General features: G+C 70.2%; 17 protein-coding genes and 1 pseudogene. 7 read left to right on the top strand and 11 right to left on the bottom strand.

The features are described 5' to 3' along the window. Positions 1-57 precede the first annotated feature (57 nt). The 4 genes from AC27VN_RS03170 to AC27VN_RS03155 form a co-directional block, all read right to left on the bottom strand. Positions 58-798, bottom strand: a complete 741-nt coding sequence (locus tag AC27VN_RS03170) for an NAD(P)H-dependent oxidoreductase (RefSeq protein ID WP_490875597.1) — start codon at positions 796-798, stop codon at positions 58-60. Positions 799-806: 8 nt separating this feature from the next. Continuing rightward, complete coding sequence (locus AC27VN_RS03165) at positions 807-1574, bottom strand: enoyl-CoA hydratase-related protein (RefSeq protein ID WP_490875596.1); 768 nt, start codon at positions 1572-1574, stop codon at positions 807-809. Then, complete coding sequence (locus tag AC27VN_RS03160) at positions 1571-5113, bottom strand: indolepyruvate ferredoxin oxidoreductase family protein (protein WP_490875595.1); 3543 nt, start codon at positions 5111-5113, stop codon at positions 1571-1573. Before AC27VN_RS03160 ends, AC27VN_RS03165 begins: the two co-directional genes overlap by 4 nt. Before the next feature lie 161 nt (positions 5114-5274). Continuing rightward, positions 5275-6000 (bottom strand): TetR/AcrR family transcriptional regulator, encoded by a 726-nt coding sequence (locus AC27VN_RS03155; protein ID WP_490875594.1) that lies wholly within the window; start codon positions 5998-6000, stop codon positions 5275-5277. A 167-nt stretch (positions 6001-6167) separates the two neighbouring features. On the opposite strand from AC27VN_RS03155, the gene AC27VN_RS03150 reads away from it, so the two are divergent. Beyond that, positions 6168-6782, top strand: a complete 615-nt coding sequence (locus tag AC27VN_RS03150; protein WP_490875593.1) for a DUF4337 domain-containing protein — start codon at positions 6168-6170, stop codon at positions 6780-6782. On the opposite strand, the gene AC27VN_RS03145 is transcribed toward AC27VN_RS03150, so the two are convergent. Beyond that, the gene (locus AC27VN_RS03145; RefSeq protein WP_490875592.1) at positions 6779-7564 is read right to left on the bottom strand and encodes a helix-turn-helix transcriptional regulator; all 786 of its coding nucleotides are present in this window, start codon (positions 7562-7564) and stop codon (positions 6779-6781) included. The two genes, AC27VN_RS03150 and AC27VN_RS03145, sit on opposite strands and share 4 nt — an antisense overlap. A gap of 146 nt (positions 7565-7710) precedes the next feature. Between AC27VN_RS03145 and AC27VN_RS03140 the strand changes: the two genes are divergently transcribed. Genes AC27VN_RS03140 through AC27VN_RS03125 form a run of 4 tightly spaced genes read left to right on the top strand, consistent with a single transcriptional unit; the run spans position 7711 to position 13140 of the window. Beyond that, positions 7711-8691, top strand: a complete 981-nt coding sequence (locus tag AC27VN_RS03140; protein ID WP_093355958.1) for a Bug family tripartite tricarboxylate transporter substrate binding protein — start codon at positions 7711-7713, stop codon at positions 8689-8691. A 38-nt stretch (positions 8692-8729) separates the two neighbouring features. Continuing rightward, positions 8730-10574 carry an AMP-binding protein gene (locus AC27VN_RS03135; RefSeq protein ID WP_490875591.1) on the top strand — a complete coding sequence of 615 codons (1845 nt, stop codon included), beginning with the start codon at positions 8730-8732 and terminating at the stop codon, positions 10572-10574. Next, the gene (locus AC27VN_RS03130) at positions 10571-11380 is read left to right on the top strand and encodes an enoyl-CoA hydratase/isomerase family protein (protein WP_490875590.1); all 810 of its coding nucleotides are present in this window, start codon (positions 10571-10573) and stop codon (positions 11378-11380) included. The genes AC27VN_RS03135 and AC27VN_RS03130 overlap by 4 nt, the downstream gene beginning before the upstream one ends. Before the next feature lie 41 nt (positions 11381-11421). Next, complete coding sequence (locus AC27VN_RS03125; protein ID WP_490875589.1) at positions 11422-13140, top strand: tannase/feruloyl esterase family alpha/beta hydrolase; 1719 nt, start codon at positions 11422-11424, stop codon at positions 13138-13140. Positions 13141-13155: 15 nt separating this feature from the next. On the opposite strand, the gene AC27VN_RS03120 is transcribed toward AC27VN_RS03125, so the two are convergent. Continuing rightward, positions 13156-14880 (bottom strand): N-acyl-D-amino-acid deacylase family protein, encoded by a 1725-nt coding sequence (locus AC27VN_RS03120; RefSeq protein WP_490875588.1) that lies wholly within the window; start codon positions 14878-14880, stop codon positions 13156-13158. 17 nt (positions 14881-14897) lie between these two features. After that, positions 14898-15902: a Bug family tripartite tricarboxylate transporter substrate binding protein gene (locus AC27VN_RS03115; RefSeq protein ID WP_431513660.1), complete on the bottom strand. Its 1005-nt coding sequence runs from the start codon at positions 15900-15902 to the stop codon at positions 14898-14900. Between the two features lie 162 nt (positions 15903-16064). Here AC27VN_RS03115 and AC27VN_RS03110 point away from each other — a divergent pair, with 162 nt between their 5' ends. Further along, positions 16065-17114, top strand: a complete 1050-nt coding sequence (locus AC27VN_RS03110; protein WP_490875587.1) for a LacI family DNA-binding transcriptional regulator — start codon at positions 16065-16067, stop codon at positions 17112-17114. Between the two features lie 26 nt (positions 17115-17140). Here the strand turns inward: AC27VN_RS03110 and AC27VN_RS03105 are convergent, their stop codons facing one another. The 3 genes from AC27VN_RS03105 to AC27VN_RS03095 all read right to left on the bottom strand — a co-directional run bounded on the left by AC27VN_RS03105 (position 17141) and on the right by AC27VN_RS03095 (position 21134). Further along, complete coding sequence (locus tag AC27VN_RS03105) at positions 17141-19699, bottom strand: penicillin acylase family protein (RefSeq protein WP_490875586.1); 2559 nt, start codon at positions 19697-19699, stop codon at positions 17141-17143. Positions 19700-19787: 88 nt separating this feature from the next. Continuing rightward, positions 19788-20591, bottom strand: coding sequence for a helix-turn-helix domain-containing protein (locus AC27VN_RS03100; RefSeq protein ID WP_490875585.1), 804 nt, complete (start codon positions 20589-20591; stop codon positions 19788-19790). A 27-nt stretch (positions 20592-20618) separates the two neighbouring features. Continuing rightward, entirely contained in the window at positions 20619-21134 is a 516-nt protein-coding gene (locus tag AC27VN_RS03095) for a hypothetical protein (RefSeq protein WP_490875584.1), read from the bottom strand. A 173-nt stretch (positions 21135-21307) separates the two neighbouring features. Between AC27VN_RS03095 and AC27VN_RS03090 the strand changes: the two are divergent. Continuing rightward, a pseudogene (locus tag AC27VN_RS03090) lies at positions 21308-22164 on the top strand (LysR family transcriptional regulator). Between the two features lie 9 nt (positions 22165-22173). Here the strand turns inward: AC27VN_RS03090 and AC27VN_RS03085 are convergent. Next, positions 22174-22722 carry a TetR/AcrR family transcriptional regulator gene (locus AC27VN_RS03085; protein WP_490875583.1) on the bottom strand — a complete coding sequence of 183 codons (549 nt, stop codon included), beginning with the start codon at positions 22720-22722 and terminating at the stop codon, positions 22174-22176. Positions 22723-22738: the final 16 nt, after the last annotated feature.

The raw sequence follows: 22738 nt of genomic DNA, 5'->3' as shown, positions 1-22738 counted from the left end.
GGCCCGAACGTCTACTTCCGAAGAAAAAATTTCTCGGCCTCCTGTCGATCGCCCGGCCTACCCCGCCCCTCCCACGCATTGCGCCACGGGACGAAGCACATCGTCATATGCATCGAGCGACGGAAAGACCAGCGTCTCCCGCTGCGACAGCCCATCGGTCTCCCGGCCAAGCTGCTCGAGCATCGCGCCTCGCTCAGCGTGCGTCACATAGGGCACGTGGTACGCCACGAAGGGCTTGAACACCTCATAACCCACGTAGCCCAGCGAGCCCTGCAGCAAGGGCCGCAGCATCAGGTCGATCTGCCCGTGGATACCGGATTCGCCAAACATATGACTGCGCCCGCCCAGCGAGGTGACCACCAGGGCGCGCTTGCCCGCCATGGGGGCGCGGTCGTAGATGCGCTTGCCACCATAGAAGAGCCCGGAGAGGAACACCCGATCGATCCAGCCCTTCATGATGGCCGGCACCGAGAACCAGAACACGGGAAACACGAGCACCAACAGCTCGGCCTCCCTGACGGCCTCGACCTCCGCGAGGATGTCGGGGGCCAGGGCCCGGCGTTGCCATCCATGGCGCTGCTCGAGCGAATAGACCAGGTACTCGGGCTTTTCGCGTTTGACGAAGTCGGCCGCGCTCGCCACGGGGTTGAAGCCCATGGCATAGAGATCCGAGAGCCCGACCTGCCAGCCGCCGGCGGTCAGCCGCTCGGACACCCGGTCGCGCATCGCCGCGACGAAGGACTTCGGCTCGGGGTGGGCATACACGATGTGCACCTTGCGCGGTGTCTGTGCTGTCATGGCGGGATTCATCCGGTCTGCAAGGCGCGGCGCTCGGCCACGCAGGTGTTGATCAAGTCGATTTCCTCGTCGATGCGCGCGCGCAGCTCGCCGGCCGGGACCAGCAGCGCCTTGATGCGGCCATAGACCTTCGGATCCTTGGCCGCCAGCGCGAGGGCCCTGTGCTGCAGGCAGGTCGCGAGTTCATTCGCGGGTGCCAGCTCCGAGACGAGCCCCCAATCGTGGGCCTGCTGACCGGTGAAGGCCTCCCCGCCCAGCAACAGGCGCCTCGCCCTGAGCGCGCCGATGGCGCGCGCAAGCAGAAGAGAGCTCCCGGCCTCGGGAACGATGCCCAGATCGACGAACGGCAGCTTCATGACCGCGTCGGAGGTCGCGATCACCCAGTCCGCATGCAGCAGCATCGTCACGCCGATGCCCGCGGCCGATCCGTGCACGCCGACGAGCAGCGGCTTTCGCACGCCGGCCAATGCGTGAAGGAAGCGCGGCACCGGATCCCCTGCAGCCTGCGGCCAGCTGTCGAAGGCGCTCAGGTCGTGGCCCGCACAGAAGTTGGGCCCGAGGCCGGACAAGGTGATCGCCCGCACGCCGTCATTGGCCTGCGCCAGCGCCAGGCTCTCGGCCAGGGCACTGAACATGGTCATCGTGAGCGCGTTGCGCTTGGACGTCCGATGGATCTGGATACGCCACACGCCGTCGTCCAGCGTCGAGAGGATGCCTTCCGCCGCGCGCACCGCGCTGCGGCTGCGCCGATCCGTCGTTTGCGATGCGCTCGTCACCAGCCGTACTCCAGGTACTTGCCATAGCCCTCGGCCATCGGGCCCGGCGGCAGCGGCTTGCCGGTGATGGCCTCGAAGAGCTCGGCCTGGCGCGCCCGCGCGGCCGCGACCGCACGCTCCTTCACATGGCCATAGCCGCGGATCTGCTGCGGCAAGCGCGCCAGTTCCAGGCACGGCGACGCATGGCTGCCCAGGTGCGCCACCACGGCGCCGACCGCAGCGCGGTACTCCTCGACGAGCGCGCGCTCGGTGCGGCGCTCGTGCGTGTAGCCGAAGAGGTTGAAGGGCGTGCCGCGCAGCACCTTCCCGTGCCGCAGCACGCGAAAGGCCCGGCCCATCCAGGCGCCGTAGGCAGTCTTCTGGAGCTCGCCCTTGTCGTTCTTCCTGGCGAGCAGGGGCGGCGCGAGGTGGTATTGCAGCTGGATCTCCCCGTCGAACTGGCGGCGGATCGAGTCCATGAACTCCGGGTCGGAATGAAGGCGCGCGACCTCGTACTCATCCTTGTAGGCCATGAGCTTGAAAAGGTTCTGCGCCACTGCAACAACAAAGCTTTTGCGGTGCGTCTCGTCGGCGCACTGGCTGTCGACGAGCTGCACGAAGGCGGCGAACCTGCGCGCATACGCCGGTCCCTGGTAGGCCACCAGCCGCTCGGACAGGCGCGCGACGGTTTCCTCGGGCGTGCGATTGGCACGCGGCAGCCACTGGATCGTGCTCGCGGGCTTCATCGCGGCGAGCACGCGCGGCGCGTCGTGCGCCCACCAGCGGCCGAGCCGGAACGCCTGCCTGTTCTTCTCGACCTGCTGCCCGTTGAGTTCGATCGCGCGTTCGAGCGCCTGCGACGACAACGGAATCCAGCCCTTCTGCCAGGCGAAGCCGAGCATGACAAGGTTGGCGTAGATGGCATCGCCGAGCGCCCAGGTGGCCGTCTCCTGCGCCTTGAGCCACTGCACATCCGCACCGCAGGCCTTTTCCAGCGACGCCTTCAGCGACTGCGTCGGCAGATTCCAGTCCGCGTTCTTCACGAACTCCGAAGTCGGCGCCACGTCGAGGTTCACCACCGCACGCGTGCGGCCCTCGCGCAGACGACCGAGGCTGTCGGGATGCGCGCTCACGACGAGATCGCAGCCGATCAGCACGTCGGCCTGCGCCGACGCGATCCGCGACGACAGGATCGCCGACTGCGTGGGCGCGAGCTGCACATGGCTCCACACCGCGCCACCCTTCTGCGCAAGCCCCGCCATGTCGAGCACGCTGCAGCCGCGATGGCTCAGGTGGGCCGCCATGCCGATCAGGCTGCCGATGGTCACCACGCCGGTTCCGCCGACACCGTTGATGAGGATGCCGTAGGTGCCGTCGAGCTCGGGCACGACCGGGTCCGGCGGCGACTCCCAGGCGAGCACGTCGCTCCTGGAAGGACTCGACCGGAGCTTGCCGCCCTTCACCGCCACGAAGCTCGGGCAGAAGCCCTGGGCGCAGGAGAAGTCCTTGTTGCACGAGGACTGGTTGATCCTGCGCTTGCGACCCAGCTCCGTCTCCAGCGGCTCCACCGACAGGCAGTTGCTCTTGACCGAGCAGTCGCCGCAGCCCTCGCACACCTCTGGATTGATGACGTAGCGGATGGCCGGGTCGGGATAGCTGCCGCGCTTGCGGCGCCTGCGCTTCTCGCTCGCGCAGGTCTGGTCGTAGATCAGCACCGACACGCCCTCGAAGGCCGCGAGTTCGCGCTGCACGCGGTCGAGCTCACCGCGGTCGTGCACCGTCGTGCCGGCGGCGAAGCGCGTGCCCGCGTCGCGGTACTTCCCGATGTCGTCGCTGACGACCGCGATGCGGCGCACGCCCTCGGCGGCCACCTGCTCGGAAATGCGCGACACCGTGAGCTGGCCTTCCACCGGCTGCCCGCCCGTCATCGCGACCGCGTCGTTGAACAGGACCTTGTAGGTCACGCAGGCATCGGCCGCCACCGCTTGCCGGATCGCCAGCGAGCCCGAGTGGAAGTAGGTGCCGTCGCCGAGGTTCACGAAGATGTGCTTGCGCGTCGAGAACAGGCGCTGCGCGATCCACGGCACGCCCTCGGCGCCCATGTGGGTGTAGGCCTTGGTATCGCGGTCCATCCAGTTCGCCATGTAGTGGCAGCCGATGCCGGCCATGGCGCGCGATCCCTCGGGCACCACGGTGGAGGTGTTGTGCGGGCAGCCCGAGCAGAAATAGGGCTTGCGCACCGCGGCCGGCGCCGCCGGTGCGCCATGTGCCAGGGCGCGCGGGTCGACCTCGAAGGCGTTCACCGGAAGACCGAGGCGCTCCGCGATCGCGGCGGCGATCTCCGGCGGCGTGAGCTCGTAGTCGCTGCGCAGCAGGCGCTCGGCGGCGCCCACGCTCCACTCCCCGCCGATGCCGCCACGGCTCTTGCCCGAGATGCGGATGGCCTTGCGGCCCTCGACCGCGTCCGCATAGAGCTCGTCCTTGAGCTGCTGCTCGATCAACGGGCGCTTCTCCTCGACCACGAGCAGCTCGTCGAGGCCGCTCGCGAACGCGCGCACGATCGCCGGCTCCAGCGGCCAGACCATGCCGAGTTTGAGCACCGCCACGCCGCGCTCGGCCGCCTGCGCGTCGGTCCATCCCAGCAGGCGCAAGGCTTCGCGCACGTCGTTGTAGCTCTTGCCGGCGCACACGATGCCCAGCCTCGACGAGGCCGTCTTGAGCACGATCGTGTTGAGCCCGTTGGCGCGGCAGTAGTCGAGCGCGGCGGGCAGCTTGTGCCGCACGATGCGCGGCTCCTGCTCGGCCCACACGTCGGGCCAGCGGATGTGCAGGTCCTGCGGCGGCGCTTCGCCCGCGTCCGGCAGCTTCACCGTCACCCGCTGCGGGTCCACGTCGGCGACGGCCGTCGTCTCCACCACGTCCGACACGCATTTCATGGCCACCCACAGGCCGCTGTGGCGGCTCATCGCCCAGCCATGCACGCCGAGGTCGAGGTACTCCTGCACGCTGCTGGGATACAGCACCGGGATGAACGCCGCCACCAGCGCCTGCTCGCTCTGGTGACCGAAGGTCGAGGACTTGGCCGTGTGGTCGTCGGCCGCCAGCACCAGCACGCCGCCGATCCGCGAGGTGCCGGCGCCGTTGCCGTGCTTGAGCGCGTCGCCGCTGCGGTCGACGCCGGGCCCCTTGCCGTACCACAGGGCGAAGACGCCATCGACCCTGGCCTCTTCGGGAAACAGCGCGAGCTGCTGCGTGCCCCAGCAGGCCGTGGCGGCCAGGTCCTCGTTGATCGCTGGTTGGAACTGGATGTCGCGCGCCTCGAGCCGGGCCTGCGCGCCCCACAGCGCCTGGTCGAGCCCCGACAGCGGCGAGCCGCGGTAGCCGCTGACGAAGCCGCCCGTGCGCAACCCCGCGCGACGATCCCGCTCCCCTTGGTTGAGCAGCAGCCGGACCAGCGCCTGAGTGCCGCTCAGGTAGGCCGCGCCGCTGTCGCCGTCGTACTTGTCGTCGAGCGAAACCGAGCGCAATGCGCGCTGGATCTCCGGGTCACCGTGTCCCATCGTGGTCTCCGCATCTTAAATTGAGTGTTGCTCAACTATACATGTGAAGATTTCAGCTTGGCAACAGACATGCTCGCGCCAGCCGCGCATCAACGGCTTGAGCCTGACTCATTTTTTGAAGGGCGACAGCGATCTACGGCCGGGGCCGCCAGGCCGATCCGCTAGGCGGCGTCTTCGGCCGAGCCCGCGTCGCGCTCGAGCCGGCGCACCGCCGCGAGCACATCGGACTGGAAGCGGCGGGCAGCGCGCGCCGGCGGCGCTTCGAGCGCGAATGCCGCCATCAGCATCGCGGTCAGCTGCGAGGCCGTCGATGCGATCGAGGGCTTGGTGCCCGTGGTCACGTAGTCCCACAGCACGTGTTCCATCGAGCCGTACACCATGTCGCGCATCAGGCGCAGCGGCACGTCGCCGCGCACCTCGCCGAGTTCGCGCGCCTCGCTCAGCGCGGCCATGAAGGGCGATGTGTAGCGCCGCTTGAGTTCGGCGATGAGCCCGGAGAACTCGGCATCGACCATCCGCCCCTCGCCGAGGACCAGCGCGCACAGCCCGATGCCGTCGCCCATCAGATGGGTCAGGTGCCGCTGGATCACGAAGCGCAGCCTGGCCTCGAAGCCGGCGATCGCCGGCACCTGCTCCTCGAGCTCGATGCTGATCTCGTCGTACCAGCGGCCCACCACGTCGATGCACAGGCGCCGCTTGCTCTCGAAGTAGGTGAACAGCGTCGCCTCCGACACGCCCGCGCGCTGGGCGATCTCCGAGGTCGTCGAGCGCTCGAAACCGCGCTCGGCGAAGACCTCGCGCGCCGCCGCCAGCAGGCTCGCCTGCGTGCGCTCGGATTTTTCGCCCCGGGGGGCGCGACGCGGCGTGGCGGCTTTGGTGACGGACATGTCTGCGGGGGTTTCGAGAGAGCTGGACTGGCCGCCATTATGGAAGTGAACCCGCGGCCGCCCCTGGCAGGCAGCCCCAGCCGACAGGACTTTCCCCAAGGCCGCAACCGCGTCGCGCCCGTGCATACTCCCGCGCCGTCCAGATCTTTCTGAAAACAAAGGACCCCATGTCAGGACACGGATTTCACGTGCACGGCCCGCACGACCACGAACTCGAACATGCCGCTACCGGCGGTCACGGCCATGGCCACGGCGATGCGGCCGAAGGCGCCGGCATGAGCGTCACGGGAAAGATCGCCGTCTGCACCGCGGCCATCGCCACCATCGGCGCGATCTTCGCGTACATGGGCGGCGCCACGCAGGCCAACGCCGGGCTCTACAAGAACAACGCGGCCATCAAGAAGACCGAGGCCTCGAACCAGTGGAATTACTTCCAGTCGAAGAGCACCAAGCAGGCGCTGGCCGAGTTCGCGCGCGACACCGCCACCGATGACGCTCGCCGCCAGGGCTGGCAGGCGAAGGTCACGCGCTACGAGCAGGAGAAGGGCGAGATCCAGGCCGCGGCGAAGAAGCTCGAGGACGAATCCGTCCGCTGGGACACGGCCTCCGAGGAACAGATGCACCAGCACCACCGCTGGGCGCAGGCCACCACGGTGCTGCAGGTGTCGATCGCCCTCGCGGCCATCGCGCTGCTGACCCGCAGGAAGTGGCTCGAGCGCGCCATGTACGGCGTGGCGCTCGCCGGCATCGCGATCGGCGCGCTCGCGGCGCTGCACCTCTAGGGCGTATTCACCAGCACCAGCGCGAACAGCTCGTTGCGGTGGTGGATGCCCAGGCGATCGAAGGCCCGGTCCCTGAAAGTCTTGACCGTGCCGGCGGAAATGCCGAGGTCGTTGGCGATGCCCTCGTAGGTCCAGCCCTTGAGCATGCGCTCGCAGACCTCGCGCTCCCTGCGCGTGAGCACCGACAGCCTGGCGTCGAAGGACTGCTCGCGCGCGCCGGCGAGGTCGAGATGGCGCTGCACGCACGAGGTCAGGATCGGCGCGCCCATGCCGACCCACTCGATCTCCTCGCCCGTGAAGAGCGGCAGGCTCTCGTGCCGATAGAGGTTGATCGCCAGCAGGCCATCGTCCTTGTCCTTGCAGACCACCGAGAGCCGCTCGCGCAGGCCGTGCCGCGTGTAGATGCGCTCGCGGTGCGCGGCCGGGATCTCCTTCGCATGCCAGTGCACGAGCGTGCAGCGGGCCTGGCCGATCTGCTCGCGCGCGGCGAGGAAGGTCTGGTCCTGCCGGTACAGCGACGACCGGTACACCGCCCACGATTCCGCGGTGCCGTCGGGCGCGCGGTAGCTGCCCGACGCCGGCATGCGCGGCGGGGCATGGTCGGACAGCCGGAACACCGACAGCCATGAGACGGGCAGCCAGCGGTTGAGCTGCGCCAGCGCGTCGTTGGCGAAGCCATGGGCGCCGATGCAGGCGATCAGTCCCGCCATGGCGTCCACGGCGCGTCCGTCCGCGCTGGTGGCGAGCGCGGGCGTGGCGGACGAAAGGGGGATGAGCTGCATGGACACGGCCGGTGGGATGCACGGAGCCTATCGGCGCGGCGCCTTCCGGCCGCACCGGGTTTTCCCCCTCAGGGCGCGCCCTGTCTACATCGCAGGGGACAGACGAAAACTCCCCCATCGCGACACTGGCGGCCAAAGGAATCCCCATGACGCTCTCCCGCCGCGCCCTGCTCGCCGCCTCCCTGGTGCCCACCCTCGCGCAATGGCCGCTCGCCGCCCGCGCGCAGGCCTATCCCGACCGCCCGATCCGCCTGGCCGTGGGCTACGCACCCGGCACGGCGCCCGACGTGCTGGCGCGGCTGTTCGCGATCCGGCTGTCGGAGCTGCTCAAGCAGCAGGTGGTGGTCGACAACAAGCCCGGTGCCGGCGGGCAGATCGCGGCGCTGACGGTCGCCAAGGCCGTGCCCGACGGCTACACGCTGCTGCTCGGCGAGGTCGGCTCGATCTCGATCGCGCCGGCCGCCTTCGGCAAGCTCGGCTACGCGCCGAGCCGCGAGCTCACGGGCATCAGCGAGGTCGCGCGCGTCGACTTCCTGCTGGCCGTGCCCGCGAACTCGCCGCACAGGACGGTGGCGGACTTCGTCAAGGCGGCGCGCGCGCAGACCGGCCGGCTCAACTTCGGCACCTTCGGCGCCGGCACCTCGGGCCACTTCGGCGCCGAGCTGTTCGGCGAGGCGGCCGGCTTTCAGGTCGAACCGGTGCACTACCGGAGCACGGGCGACGCGGTCACGGCCATCCTCTCGGGCGACGTCTCGGCCGCCTTCGTTTCCACGGCGCTCGGCAACGCGCAGATCAAGGGCGGCAAGATGCGCGCGCTCGCCACCACCGCGCCGCGGCGTTCGCCGCTGCTGCCCGAGGTGCCGACCATGGCGGAGTCGGGCTATCCGAAGATCGACATCTCCTCCTGGTTCGCGCTGATGGCGCCCCAGGGCACGCCGCCGGCCATCCTCGACCTGCTCGGCGCCGAGTCCGTGAAGGCCGTTCAGCCCGAGGACGCGCGCGCCAAGCTCGTGGAAGCCGGCTTCAGCATCGTCGGCGCGGGCCGCGCCGACACCGACCGCATGCTGCGCGAGGAAGCGGCACGCTGGGCCGCGGTCGTGAAGGCCTCCGGGTTCCGCGGCGACTGAGAACAAGGAAGCGGGCGCCGACCGCGCCTCATCGACCCATGCAACACCACTGGATCCGCGACGCGGAGGACCTCGCGCGCATCGAAGCGCGGCCCTACGCCTCCTTCATGGCCCACGACCATGTGTACGACGCGCTGTGCGAGGTCGCGACCCTGCACCCCACGCGCATCGCGCTCAGCTACCTGCTCGATGCCGATCCCGAAACGCCGCCGCGGCACTGGCGCTACGCCGACCTGCTCGCCGACATCCGCCGCGCGGCGAGCCTCTTCGCCAGCCTCGTGCCCGGCGAGACACCGCGCGTCGCGATGCTGCTGCCGGCCATTCCGCAGGCCTGGCTGACGCTGCTCGGCGCCGAGGCCGCGGGCATCGTCTGCCCGATCAACTACCTGCTCGACGCCGCGCACCTGGCCGAACTCGTGCGGGCCTCGGGCGCGAACATCCTGGTGGCGCTGGGCCCGCATCCGGAGCTCGACATCTGGTCGCGCGCCGCGACGCTGGCCAACGATTGCCCCGCGCTGCGCCAAGTGCTCGCCGTCGGCGGGGCAACGGGTGCGATCGACTTCGACGCGGCCCTGTCGCGGATGCCGGCGGACGCGCCACCCGCGCCCTCCACGCGATCCGCCGACGGACTGGCCGCCCTCTTCCACACCGGTGGCACGACCGGCGCGCCCAAGCTCGCGCAGCACACGCACCGCAACCAGCTGCATGCCGCCTGGAGCGCGGCCCAGCTCTACGCGATGCGCGAGGACGACGTGATCCTCAACGGCTTCCCGCTGTTCCATGTCGCCGGCTCCTTCGTCTACGGCCTCTCGGCCCTGCTGAGCGGTGCGCGCATCGTGCTGCCGACCCTGCTCGGGCTGCGCAACCCGGCACTGATGCGGCGCTACTGGAGCGTCGTGCGCGAGCACGACGTGAGCCTGCTCGCCGCGGTGCCGACCGTGATCGCGACGCTGCTCGGCCTCGAGGCCCAACCCGCGGACCGCGCCCGCGTCCGCGCCCTGCTCACCGGCGGCTCGCCGCTGCCCAATGAACTGGCCAACGCCTTCGAGCGGAAATTCGGCATCCCGGTGCGCAACATCCTCGGCATGACCGAGTGCGCGGGCGTGGTCAGCATCGAACCCTTTCTCACGCCGCGCGTCCACGGCTCCTGCGGCATTCCGCTGCCGTTCACCGAGGTCAAGGCCGTGGCGCACGACGGCCGCGACTGCGCGCCGGGCGAGAGCGGCGTGCTGCGCCTGCGCGGCCCCAACGTGGGCCCTGGCTACACGGACGCGCACCGCAACGCCGGCACCTTCGAAGACGGGTGGCTGATCACCGGCGACATCGGCCACGTCGATGCACAGCGCCGCGTGTTCGTGACCGGGCGCGCCAAGGACCTGATCATCCGCAGCAGCCACAACATCGATCCGCAGGTGATCGAGGCGGCGCTGCTCCAGCATCCCGAGGTCGAGCTGGCCGCGGCCGTGGGCGAGCCCGACGAGTACGCGGGCGAACTGCCGGTGGCCTACGTGTCGCTGCGGCCGGGATCGCGGGTCGATGCCGATGCGCTCTCGGCCTTCGCCAATGCGCGCATTCCGGAGCGGCCCGCATTCCCGAAGCGCATCGAGATCCTCGCGGCGATCCCGCTGACCGCCGTCGGCAAGGTCTACAAGCCGCGGCTGAGGGCCCTGGCCTGCGAGCATGCCTTGACGCAGCGCCTGCGCGACGCCGGCCTGCTCGATGGCGTGGCGGTCGCGGTGGAAGACGGCGCGCGCGGACTGCAAGCGCGCTTTCGCCGACGCGCCGCGGCGGATGCCGTACCCGACGCCGAGCGCCTGCACGCGCTCATGCGCGCGTTCGCGATCTCGTACGAGATCGACGATCGCGCCGGAGGCGGCGCATGAGCCCGCCGGTGCGCCTCGACATCGACGGCGCGATCGCCACCATCACGCTCGATGCGCCCGCCACGCACCATGCGCTGACGCCGCGCATGCTGTGCCTGCTCGCGGATGCCGTGATGCGCTTCGCGGCCGACGACGCCTTGCGCGTGGCCATCGTCACGGCGAGCGGCGAGCGCGCCTTCTGCGCCGGCGGCGACCTGTCGCTCACGCTGCCGTTGATGAGCGGGGCCCGCGCGCCAGAGAACGAATGGGACCACCGCTTGCTGTCCGACCCGCGCGTGCTCGCGGCCTCGGGGCTGCGCGACTTCGAACTCGACAAGCCCGTGATCGCCGCCATCAACGGCGTGTGCATGGCCGCGGGCTTCGAGCTGATGCTCGGCACGGACCTGCGCATCGCCGCCGCGCACGCCCGATTCGCCCTGCCCGAGGCCACGCGCGCGCTGATTCCCTTCGCGGGCTCGATGGTGCGGCTGCCGCGGCAGTTGCCGTGGCCGCTGGCCATGGAACTGATGCTCACCGGCGAGCCCATCGACGCGGCGCGGGCGCGCGAGATCGGCCTGGTCAACCGCGTGGTGCCCGGCCCGGCGCTGATGGCCGAGGCACGCGCGCTGGCCGAACGCATCGCGCGCAACGGGCCGCTCGCGCTGCAGGCGATCAAGCGCACCGCACGCGCGGCGAGCGGGCTGTCGCTCGCCGAAGGCTTCGCGCTCGAGAACCAGGCCAAGGCCACGGTGTTCGCCAGCGAGGACGCGCGCGAAGGGCCGCGTGCCTTCATGGAGAAGCGCGCGCCGGTCTATCGCGGGCGATGAGGCCGGCAGAAATTTCCAACACGGACGCAGGAGACGAAGAGATGAACAAGAGCTACACCCCCACGACCCATGTTTCGAAGCGAAGGATCTCGCTCGCGGCCTCGGTCATCGCGCTCGCGGTGCAGGCCGGATGCGGTGGCGGCGGCGGAGGCAGCGGATTCGCGCCGGTGGCTTCGGGCCTGGCAGGCGCGCCCGCGCCGGCCTCCGATACGCCCGCACCACCTCCCGCACCCGCGCCGAGCGCGGCCGAGGCCTGCGCCGCCTTGAACGGGCTCGGCATCCCCGCCACCGACATCGCCTTGCCGACCTCGGGTGCCGTGGTCGCCAGCACCACGCTCGTCGCGCCGGCGGGCAGCGGATCGACCGCGGTCGGCGAGTACTGCCGCGTCACCGGATCGATCGCACCGGTCGACGCCAGCGCTCCTCCGATCCAGTTCGACCTGGCCCTGCCGACCGCCTGGAACCGCAAGGCCATGCAGCTCACGGGCGGCGGCTACGACGGCAGCGTGATCGCGGGCAACGGCAACGCGCCCGGCGCCTCGGGCCTCGCCACGCCGCTGGCGCGCGGCTATGCCGCCTTCGGCAGCGATTCGGGTCACAGCAGCAGTGCCGCCGAGGCCAGCTTCGCGCTCAACGACGAGGCGCTCGAGAACTACTTCGGCGACCAGTTGCGCAAGACGCGCGACGTCGCGGTGAAGCTGATCGCGCGGCGCTACGGCGCGGCGCCCGCGCGCACCTATGCGGCGGGCGGTTCCGGCGGCGGCCGCGAGGCGCTCTACGTCGCGGACCGCTGGCCCGCGCTCTACGACGGTGTCATCGCCTACTTTCCCGCCTGGTCGCTGACGGGCATGCTGACCAACTACGCGATCACCTCCAAGGCGCTCGCCGCGCCCGGCGCCTGGTCGAACCCGGCCAAGCAGCAGCTGCTGACCCGCTCGGTGGTCGCAGCCTGCGACGCGCTCGATGGCGCAACGGACGGCGTGATCGCCAAGGTCTCGGCCTGCGCCTTCGATCCCGCGACCCTCGCCTGCCCGGGCGGCGCCGACAGCGGCGACGGCTGCCTGTCGACGGCGCAGATCGGGGGCTTCCGTGCCTATGCCACGCCGCTGAAGCTGCCCTACCTGCTGGCCAACGGCACCGACGGCTATGCCGCGCTCAATATCTTCAACGGCGGCGTCATTCCCGCGATGGGCAGCAGCGCGCCGGCCACGCCCTCGCGCTTCGACATGGCGTTCGCGACCTACATCGGCGAATCCTTCGTGAAGTACATGGTCTACCGCGATGCCAGCTACGACCCCTTCCTGTTCGCCGTCGATGCGAACGGCTATGTCCAGCAGCGGCTGCGCTACATCTCGTCGCGGCTGGACGTCAACCCCGACCTGAGCGCGTTCGCGAACAAGGGCGGCAAGGTGCTGATCGTGCACGGCATGGCCGATCCGCTCATTCCCGCGGGCTCGTCCGAGGAGTTCCACCGGCGCGCCGTCGCGGCGATGGGCAGCGAGCGGGTCGGCGCCTTCCTCAAGTACTACGAGGTGCCCGGCTACGGGCATGGCGGCGGCGCCTACGACGTGCGCTTCGACTCGGTCGATGCGCTCGAACGCTGGGTCGAGCAGGGCGTGGCGCCCTCCAAGCTCACGATGACCGATGCCAATGCCGGCAACAACGGCCGCACCCGTCCACTGTGCGAGTACCCGGCCTGGCCGCGCTACGACGGGGCGGGCGACGTCGATCTCGCCAGCAGCTTCAGCTGCGTGCGCTGACGTCCCGCGGCGCCCTCACGCGCGGCGCTGCGGTCCCCGCATCAGCTTCCCGGGCAGCGCCCCCGTGCGCTCCCCGTTCTCCATGATGGTCTGCCCCGCCTTCAGCGTCGCGCGATAGCCCTCGGCGGTCTGCACCAGCCGCCGTCCGCCGGCCGGCAGATCGAAGGCGACATAGGGCGGCGGAATGCGCAGCCGGTCGAAGTCGATGATGTTGATGTCGGCCAGGTAGCCCGGCTGCAGCAGCCCGCGGTCCTCCAGGCCGTAGATGCGCGCGGTGTCGCGCGTCTGCCGCTGCACCATCAGCTCGAGCGGCAGCGTCGGCCCGCGACTGCGGTCGCGCGCCCAGTGCGTGAGCATGTAGGTCGGCATGCTCACGTCGCAGATGTAGCCGCAGTGCGCGCCGCCATCGGCCAGGCTCATCATCGTGCGCGGATGCTGCAGCTCGGCATGCAGCTGGCTCAGGTCGTTGTAGGCGTAGTTGAAGCTCGGGAAGTAGACGATGCCCTTGCCGTCGAGGTCCATCAGCATGTCGTAGACCACCTCCAGCGGCGTGCGTCCGTCGCGCTGCGCGATCGCGGCCACGCTGCGTTCCTGCGGCGGCTCGTAGTCGGGCTCGGCGCCCAGCGCATACATCTTGTGGAAGCTCTGCGTCAGGTAGGCCATGCGGCTGTCGTGCCGGGCCGATCCGGTCAGCGCATCCATGTCGGTCAGTTGCGCGCGCACCGCCGGGTCGCGCAGGCGCGCGAGCTTCTCGGCCCACGGCAGCGGCGCGATCTGCTGCCACAGCGGATGCGCCATGAACGGATGGGTGGAACCGAGCCACGCCATCAGGATGCCGGCGGGCCGGCCCGCCACCGCGCCATAGAGCGGCACGTTCTGCCGGTGGGTCTCGTCGAGCGCGGCCAGCAGGCGCTTCCAGGTGTCGGGCGTCTGGTCGGTCTGCACCAGCGCGAAAGCCACCGGCAGGTTGTTCTCGCGCGCGAGCTGCGTCATCCACGGCAGCTCGGTCTCCATCTGGTAGTGGTTCGACGTCATCTGGAAGACGCCATGGCCGACCTCGCCGAGCGCGCGCGCGATGCCGAGGATCTCGTCGGGCGAGGCGAAGGTGCCCGGCGGGTACTTGCGGCCCTGGTACTTGTGGATGATGGTGCGGCTGGTCGAGAAGCCCAGCGCGCCGGCCCGCATGCCTTCGCGCACCAGTTGCACCATGGCCTGGATGTCGGCGGGCGTGGCCTCGTCGTGCGTGATGCCGCGCTCGCCCATCACGTAGGTGCGCAGCGCCGAGTGCGGAATCTGCGCGCCGACGTCGAGCGCGCGCGGCATGCGCTCGAGCGCGTCGAGGTACTCGGGAAAGCTCTCCCACTGCCAGTCGATGCCCTCGGCCAGCACGGTGCCCGGAATGTCCTCCACGCCCTCCATCACACTGATGAGCCATTCGCGCTTGTCGCGATGCACCGGCGCGAAGCCGACGCCGCAGTTGCCCATCACGACGCTGGTCACGCCATGGTCGGTGGAGGGACTGAGGTAGGGGTCCCAGGTCACCTGGCCGTCGTAGTGCGTGTGCACGTCGACCCAGCCCGGCGTGACGATGGCGCCGCTGGCATCGATCTCGCGATGCGCGGCGCCCAGCTTGCCGCCGACCTCGGCGATGCGCCCGTCGGCGATGCCGATGTCGCCCGTGAAGCGCGGGCCGCCGCTGCCGTCGACCAGCGTGCCGCCGCGGATGATGGTGTCGAACATTCCGATGTCTCCTGCGCTCAGTCGAGCTTGATGTTGGCGGCCTTGATGACCTCGCCCCAGCGCTCGCTGTCGTTCTTCACGATGGCGGCGAAGGCGGGGCCGGAGGCACCCGATGGTTCGTTGCCCTGCGTCTCGATCAGCTTGAGCATCTCGGGCGAGCGCGCGATCTTCGCGAGCAGGTCGCCGATCTTCTTCGCGACGGCCGGGTCCATGTTTCCGGGACCGAAGATGCCCTGCCAGCCCACGATGTCCAGGCCCTTCACGCCCTGCTCGGCGATGGTCGGCATGTCGGGCAGCACCGGCACGCGTGCCGGCGTGGCCGTGCCGAGGCCGATGGCCTTGCCGGCCTTGATCAATTGCACCGCCGTGGCGGTGCCGTCGAAGTACAGCTGCACCTCGCCCGCGACCAGCGCGCGCGAGGCGTCGGCCGTGCCCTTGTAGGGCACGTGCGTCATCTTCGTGCCGGTGCGCATCTGCAGCAGCTCGCCGTTCAGGTGGGACGTGGAGCCCTGCGAGAACGAGGCGTAGTTGAGCTTGCCCGGGTTCGCCTTGGCATAGGCCACGAGTTCGCCGATGTTCCTGAACGGCGCATCGGGCGGCGCGATCAGCACCGTGGCCGACTTCACCATCTGCGCCAGCGGCGTGAAGTCCCTGACCGGGTCGTAGGGCAGCTTCGCGTAGAGGTGCGGGTTCTGCGTGTGCGTGATGACGATGGTGTAGAGCAGCGTGTGCCCGTCGGCCGGCGAGCGTGCCACCTCCTGCGCGCCGATGAAGGTGCCGGCACCGGGCTTGTTGTCGACGATCACGGGGGCGCCGCCCAATTCGTCGGTCATCAGCTTGGCGATCACCCGGGCCGTGGCATCGGAACCCGAGCCCGCGGGGAACGGCACGACGATGCGCACCGGCTTGCCGGACACCGGCCATGCCGCGGGCTGTGCCAGCGCGAGCGGCGCCACCGTGCAGGTGGCGGCGAGCACCGCGGCAGCGAGCAGCGCGCGGCGAAGCGTGGGGATCGGATGCATCGGACTGTCTCCATTCGTGGGCCCGCCAGCGCGTTCCAGGCGGTTCATGCAAGCGCTTGCACGAAGCATAGGAGCAATCGAATCCGCACGACCCCGGGGTTAGCACCTAGGCCTGCATGCGCTTGCACGGGGCGGCTAACATGCGCTGTCCATCGCCCATTCATGACCGCCTCGCGCCCGTCCTCCCCTCTTCCCACGCCCGGTGCCCGCGCCGCCTCGCTGGCCGATGTCGCGGCGCTCGCGGGCGTGTCGACCGGCACCGTGTCCCGCGTGCTGAGCCGGCCGAACATGATCAGCGAGGCGACGCGGCTGCGCGTGATGGATGCGGTCGACCGGCTCGGCTACGTGGCCAACGGCACCGCGCGCGCGCTCGCGATGCGCCGCACCATGACCGTCGGCGCGATCGTTCCGCGCTTCGGCAGTTCGTCGTTCCCGGCGCTGGTGCAGGCGCTCGAGTCGACGCTGGCGGCCGGCGGCTACACGCTGCTGCTGTCCGCGCCCGAACCTAGGCCCGCCAACGACACGAGCATCCTGCGCGCCTTGCTCGAGCGCGGCGTCGATGCGGTGGCGCTGCTCGGCGCCGAGCAGCCACAGCAGGTGCTGGCCATGCTCGGCGCGAGCCGCACGCCCTTCGTGTGCATGTGGGCGCCACCCGATGCCAGCGGCAGCAGCATCGGCTTCGACGAGAAGGCGGCGGCGGTGCTGATCGTCGAGCACCTGCGTGCGCTCGGCCATCGCAGCCTCGGCTACATCGGCGGGCGCACCGCGGACAGCGAGCGCGCCAGGCGCCGCCTGCGCGACCTGAAGCTCGCCATGGCCGAGCGCTCGCTCGTGCTGCGCGCCGAGGCCGTCATCGAGACCGACCATGGCTTTCGCGAAGGCTTCGAAGCCATGCAGGCCATCGCGCGCCGCGAGCCGCCCGTCAGCGCCATCGTCTGCGGCAGCGACTACCTCGCGGCCGGCGCGCTGGCCGCGCTCGACCAGGCCGGCATCGAGGTACCGCGCCGGCTGTCGGTCGCGAGCTTCAACGACAACGACTTCGCGCCCTATCTGCACCCGCCGCTGACCACCGTGCACCTGCCGATCCGCGAGATCGGCGAACAGGCGGGACGGCAGTTGCTGGCGCGGCTGGGTGCGGGCACCGCGACGGCACCCGTCGCACTGCCGGTCCGGCTGATGGAACGCGCGAGCACGGGGCCGGCGCCGCGCTGAAGGCACGGCGCCGGCACCCACCCATCTCACTCGCTCAGAGCAACGCTCCGGTACGCCGGGTCCGCGGCGATCTCCGCCTCCGTGTAGGGAACGCGCAGCCACTGCTTGGCGCTGTAGGCCCGCGTGTAGTCGGCATGGTGTGCCGAGGCCGGGTCGTCCGAGAGCGAATAGGTCAGGAAGGTGTCGGCTTCCACCTTGCCGGCCGGGAAGCGGACGATCTGCATGTAGCTGTTGGCGATGACGGAATCGCCATCGAGGCTGTAGCCGCCGCGGTCGAGCCGGTTGAAGGTGGCGGTGGTGGTGAAGACACCCGTGAGGTCGCTCATGCCGCCGAACAGCGGGATCTTGCGGCCGTTGCGCGTGACAAACAGGTAGTCGCCGCGCGGCGCATTCACCGGATAGGGGCTGGCCTCGATGCGCATCAGCGCGGCGCCGAAAGCCTGGCGCAACGCATCGCTCGCGCTGCCCCGGATCTCGCGCGGCGTGTTGAGCGGATCCTCGGTGGAGAAGGGCACGGCATAGAGATCGCTCTTGGGAATCGCGTTCTCCACGCGGCCCCAGAACTCGTCCCAGACATGCGCACCCCGCGCATCGATGTTGTCGGTGTCGTCCCAGGCACGCAGCGCGGCGCAGGCCTCGGCGGTCCGGACGCTGCCCGCGGGCGTGTCGCCTAGGTAGGGATCGTTGTAAGCCGCCACATCGATGCGGGGCACCGCGCACACCAGCGCCAACACCTGCGCCTTGAAGCGCTCCGCGGTGTAGACGCGGCTGTCGAGCACCATCCGCTGCACCGTCGCCGCGGTGGCCGTCTTGCCCGCATAGCCGTCGGTGCCGCTCAGCCGGCCCTGCGCCATCAGGTGGCCGAGGCGAGAGCGCGTGGTGAACCCGGTCTCGACGCCGCCGAAGATGGCCGGATAGCCGGTGAGCCGCTCGTTCGGGTTGGTGAGCCAGGCGCTCGCATTCATGTTGGCCACGTAGTCGTCGCGCAGCAGGCTGGGCATGCGCGACGGTCCGACGGCCCCCTTCTGCACCGAGTCGGGGTCGGTCTGCCAATCGCACTCGCTGCGCGATCCGTCGAAGACCGGCACGCGTTCCAATGCGGCGGCCAGCAGCTGGCCCACGGCCGTGGTGCAGCGTTCGGTCTGTTGCGGCGAGACGTTCGGCACGGCCGTGATGTCGGCGTACCAGGCCTTGGCGCTGCCGCGCCCCACGGCGGTGGTGTTGACCCACGGGATCCCCGCCTCCTCGCGCTGGATGGCGATGAACTCGTCGAGCGACTTCGCCTGGTCCCAGCGCAGCCAGGTCCGGAAGGCGCGGAAGTTGTCGGCGTTGATGTCCCGGATCGCGAAGGCCGTGCGTGGGCTCCAGGCCAGCGCGGGACTCATGCCCGCGAGGTTGATGAGCGGGCCGTACTCGCTCTTGTAGAGCGTGCGGGTCTGCGCGGGGCCGCCCTTGACGTCGACGGCGATGGTGCTGGGCTTCATCTTCACCGCCTTGCCGTCGCGCAGGTAGCTGGTCGGGTCGCCCTCGGCCAGCGCGAGTTCATAGAGGCCGAAGCGCCGCGCGGCCGAGACGGTGTGGCTCCAGGCCACGTTCTGGTTGAAGCCGATCAGGATCAGCGGGACGCCGAGGAAGGAAGCGCCGCTCACATCGAGTTCGCCCGGAATGGTGAGCTGGGCCTGGTAGAAGCGGTCGGGGCCGCGCCAGTACCAGTGCGGGTTGCCGAACTGCAGCGCGCTGTCGTCGCCCGTGCCCGCAGTGCCGAAGGCATACATGTTGCTGCCCACGCCATGCTTGCCTCCCACCTCGAGGGCGGGTGCCTTCGGGGGCTGCGTGCGCAGCGCGGCGAGTTGCGTGCCTTGCGCGCGGCGCAATGCGCGCGCCGATGCCTGCGCCTGCCCGGCCGTCGACGCCGGCGCGACCGCGCTCGCGATCTGCGTCACGAAATTGCCGTAGCCGGCCGTGAGGTTGGCCGCGTAGAGACGGCGCCAGATATCCCCCGAGGCGATGGGCGCCACCCAGGCTTCGCCACGGCAGGCCGCGTGCGCGCCGGCTTCGCCACCGGCCTTCAGGTCGCGCACGTAGCGGCTGTAGCCGGCCGCGAAGCCTTCGACCAGCTGCTTCAGCTTGTCGGGTTGGGCCTGCGCGAAAGCATCGATCGTCTCGCTCGAGAGCACGTGCTTGTGGAAGAAATCGGACTCGATGTTCTTCGGCCGGCCGATCGTTCCCGGGTACACGAGCAGCGCATCGGCACCGAAGTTCTTCGACCGCTCGCCGCGGTAGGTGAGGAAGGCATCGGCCATGGTGCAGAGGTTGTCCTGCGCCTGCGCATAGCCATAGCCGTAGCCCACGCCGCCCCAGTCGGCCGCCTTGATGTGCGGCACGCCCATCGCGGTGCGGCGGATCTCGGCCTTGAAAGCGGGAGCGCCGGCGCTCGGAGGCGCCGGGTTGCCGGGCGCGGGCGGTGCCGTGCCGGCGAAGGAAAAGCCGTTGTTGCCACCGCCCCCGCCGCATGCGGCGAGCGTGGCTGCGATGGCCAGCAGGCCGAGCGGCCTGCTGGCGCGCCAGAGTTGTCGTTGTTGCATCGTGTCTCCTGTGAATCACTCCGCGGGGGAGTGGCGAGGAGCTTAGGGACGGCAGGCGCGCGCCCGTTGTACGCACCCGCCGTCTTGCTCAGGGTGGACCCCAGGTGTGCAACGCACCGACATCGGAGCGCACCTGCACCTGCGCGCCGTTGGCGAGAAAGGAAGGCACCAGGCCGAAGCAGCGCTGGTAGGTGCGGCTCATGTGGGCCATGTCCGTGAAGCCGCCTTTGTGGGCGATGTCCGCCAGCGGGCCGCTGCGGCCCGCGAACTGCTGGACCGTGCGCCGCACCTTGGTCCACAGCAGGTAGCGCTTGATCGACAGCCCCAGCTGCTGGCGGAACAGATGCGTCAGCCGATCGGGCGAGAGGCAGGCCTCGGCCGACAGGTCGCGCAGCGGCAGCGGGCCGACATGGGTGCGCGCGCGCTCCAGCACGCGCTCGATGCGCGGGTCCAGCGGCACATGGCGCAGCGGACGGCCGGCCACGGCCTCGACCATGCGCGTGCTGAGTTCGCGCAGCTGGCTGTCGCGCAGTTCGCCCTGCAGCGCGGCCTCGAAGCGCTCGCGCAGGCGGCCGAAGCATTGGGCATCGATGACCTGGATGCCGCGATCGCCCTGCACGCCTTCGAGCATGCGCGCTACGTTGGAAGACGGCTCCATGTTGAGCGACAGCAGGCCGCAGCCGTCGACATCGAGCCGGCGCGGCGCATGCGGTGCCACGAGCGCCGCGGTGCAGCGCACGCGCGTGCCGTCCATCCCTTCGAGCGCGAACGGGCGCCCGCTGGGCGACACCAGCAGCGTCGCCGAGGGGCGGGCCGTCAGCCCCGAGCGGATGGCCGGCGTGATGTAGAGGAAGCGGTCATCCCACAGGTGGAGATAGTTCTGCGTACCCATGGCGAACGAAGCGCAACGCTCTTGCGGCTACGCGCCGTGCGCGACGGCCTGCTTCAGCAGCCTCGTGCCGAGCTCGGCCTCCGCTTCGCTCGCCTGGACGCCGTGCCGGCCATGCAGCGCGACCACGTCCATGCGCAGGCCCAGCGTCGCGCGTTCGCGCGCCTGCACGATCTCGATGCCCAGCAGCAGTCCGCGGCCCGGTGCATTCCCGGCCTCGTCGCTGTCGAAGGATCGCCGCAAGGCGTGCAGGCCGCTGTCGGGCCAGGCATCGGCGCGCACCGCCACTTCGAGCCGTCGCGGAAGTACCGCGGCGACCCCATCGCCCGCGCGAGGCAGATAGAAGAAGCCGCCGGCGTGACGGCCCTCCGCGGTCTGCCCCGGTGTCAGCCACGCCGCCAGCGGCAGCTCGACGCTGAGCGCCTGCGACAGCGCATGAAGGTCGGGTGCATCGCCATCGATGCCGACCATCACGCCGGCGCGGCCGTACCGGATCAGGTGCCGGCGGGTATTGGCCCAGAAGGCGGAATCGACGCCGCAAGACATGGAGAGCTCCCTTTGTTCGAGGCCGCGAAGTCTAGGAACACGGGGGGCATGCGCCAAGCCAATATTTCTTATTCCAGCTATCAGCGCCGCTTGCGGCAGCGGGCTCACAGACCACTGTGGTTGCAATCAGACCGAATCGGTACGAAAATCGCGCACCCCAGAAACGCCATGCCTTGAGCCGCCATCTCGACATCGACCTGCTGCGCACCTTCGTGGCGATTGCGCAGGCGCGCACGCTCGGCCAGGCCGCGGCCCGGATCGGCCGCACGCAGGCCGCGGTGAGCATGCAGGTCAAGAAGCTCGAGGAGACGCTGAACCAGCCGCTGCTGCATCGCACCGGCCGCGGCGTCGTGCCCACGCTGCACGGGGAACGCCTGCTGGGCCATGCGCGCACGATCCTCCAGCACCACGATGCGGCGCTGGCCGAGATCTCGGGCGCGACGCTGTCGGGCACGCTGCGCTTCGGTTGCCCGAGGACTACGCCGTCGCCTTCCTGCCGCAGATCCTGCGCGGCTTCGCGGACCGGCATCCCCAGGTGCGTGTGGAGGTGTTCTGCGCGCCGACCGCCCGGCTCGACGACCAGCTCCGGAAGCACACGCTCGACCTCGCGCTGGTCTCCACCATCGGCGCAGAGCGCAAGCTTCCCGTGATTCGCCACGAAGCGCTGGTGTGGGTCGGCCTGCGGCATGACCTCGCGGCAGCGTGCGAGCCGCTGCAGCTCGCGCTGTCCGACCCCGACACGCTGGACCACCGCGTGGCCTGCGAGCGGCTCGATGCCGCCCGGCGCAGCTACCGGCTGGCCTATGCCAGCGCCAGCATCTCGGGCTTGCTGGCCATCGTGCGCTCCGGCCGGGCCATCGCGGTGCTCACCCGGTCCGCCGTGCCGTCGGACCTGCAGATCCTGGAGACCGGCGATGTGCTGCCCGCGCTGCCCACGATCGGGCTGGCGGTCGAATTCAGCCTCGAGCCCGCAACCGCCATGGCGGCGGCATTCGCCGATCACCTGCGAGCGACATTGCCGACGCTCTAGCGAGCGTGCTCAGTGGCCCAGCGCGTTCATCGCCGACGCGATGATGTCGTCGCGCCATTCCTTCTGCTGACCCAGGCGAACCGCCGAGATCGCCGCGATGCCCAGGCCGGAGAACGCGAGCGTGATGCGCACGATGCGCTGCGCCTTGGCCTTGAACGGATCGGTGCCGAGCGCCTGGTAGATGAGCAGCGCGATCTCCATGAGCTGCGGCTCGGTGCTCTCCTCGCTGCCCGAGAGCCGGTTGGCGAAGGCCGACACGCCCGGCCATTCGAAGGTGAAGTCGACATAGGACGCGACGACGGTGCGGTCGCGCCGGATGCCGGGGCGCATGCCTTCGACGCTGGCCAGCAACGCCGTCACATGGTCGCGCCCGGCCTGGAAGCCTGCCTCGTAGATCGCCTTCTTGCTCGGGTAGCGATAGAGCAGCCCCGTCTTCGAATAGCCGATCGCATCCGCGATCTGCTGCAGCGAGGTGTTCTCGAACCCATGCTTGGCGAACAGGCCGGCGGCGCAATCGACGATCCGGGCGTTCATCTGGGACTTGGTCGGCCTGAGCATGCGGGCAGTCTAGCGC

The organism is Variovorax sp. 20P10.2.4 (assembly GCF_058244205.1).
Note: the sequence above shows the minus strand (reverse complement) of the source record. Positions and strands in the feature narration are given on the sequence as shown.

Excerpts from the sequence above, each read along its gene's own strand:
- AC27VN_RS03170 (WP_490875597.1), bottom strand. The coding sequence starts at position 798 with ATGACAGCACAGACACCGCGCAAGGTGCACATCGTGTATGCCCACCCC.
- AC27VN_RS03140 (WP_093355958.1), top strand. The coding sequence starts at position 7,711 with ATGACGCTCTCCCGCCGCGCCCTGCTCGCCGCCTCCCTGGTGCCCACC.
- AC27VN_RS03120 (WP_490875588.1), bottom strand. The coding sequence starts at position 14,880 with ATGTTCGACACCATCATCCGCGGCGGCACGCTGGTCGACGGCAGCGGC.
- AC27VN_RS03155 (WP_490875594.1), bottom strand. The coding sequence starts at position 6,000 with ATGTCCGTCACCAAAGCCGCCACGCCGCGTCGCGCCCCCCGGGGCGAA.
- AC27VN_RS03110 (WP_490875587.1), top strand. The coding sequence starts at position 16,065 with ATGACCGCCTCGCGCCCGTCCTCCCCTCTTCCCACGCCCGGTGCCCGC.
- AC27VN_RS03135 (WP_490875591.1), top strand. The coding sequence starts at position 8,730 with ATGCAACACCACTGGATCCGCGACGCGGAGGACCTCGCGCGCATCGAA.
- AC27VN_RS03150 (WP_490875593.1), top strand. The coding sequence starts at position 6,168 with ATGTCAGGACACGGATTTCACGTGCACGGCCCGCACGACCACGAACTC.
- AC27VN_RS03125 (WP_490875589.1), top strand. The coding sequence starts at position 11,422 with ATGAACAAGAGCTACACCCCCACGACCCATGTTTCGAAGCGAAGGATC.
- AC27VN_RS03105 (WP_490875586.1), bottom strand. The coding sequence starts at position 19,699 with ATGCAACAACGACAACTCTGGCGCGCCAGCAGGCCGCTCGGCCTGCTG.
- AC27VN_RS03095 (WP_490875584.1), bottom strand. The coding sequence starts at position 21,134 with ATGTCTTGCGGCGTCGATTCCGCCTTCTGGGCCAATACCCGCCGGCAC.
- AC27VN_RS03160 (WP_490875595.1), bottom strand. The coding sequence starts at position 5,113 with ATGGGACACGGTGACCCGGAGATCCAGCGCGCATTGCGCTCGGTTTCG.
- AC27VN_RS03115 (WP_431513660.1), bottom strand. The coding sequence starts at position 15,902 with ATGCATCCGATCCCCACGCTTCGCCGCGCGCTGCTCGCTGCCGCGGTG.
- AC27VN_RS03145 (WP_490875592.1), bottom strand. The coding sequence starts at position 7,564 with ATGCAGCTCATCCCCCTTTCGTCCGCCACGCCCGCGCTCGCCACCAGC.
- AC27VN_RS03100 (WP_490875585.1), bottom strand. The coding sequence starts at position 20,591 with ATGGGTACGCAGAACTATCTCCACCTGTGGGATGACCGCTTCCTCTAC.
- AC27VN_RS03085 (WP_490875583.1), bottom strand. The coding sequence starts at position 22,722 with ATGCTCAGGCCGACCAAGTCCCAGATGAACGCCCGGATCGTCGATTGC.
- AC27VN_RS03130 (WP_490875590.1), top strand. The coding sequence starts at position 10,571 with ATGAGCCCGCCGGTGCGCCTCGACATCGACGGCGCGATCGCCACCATC.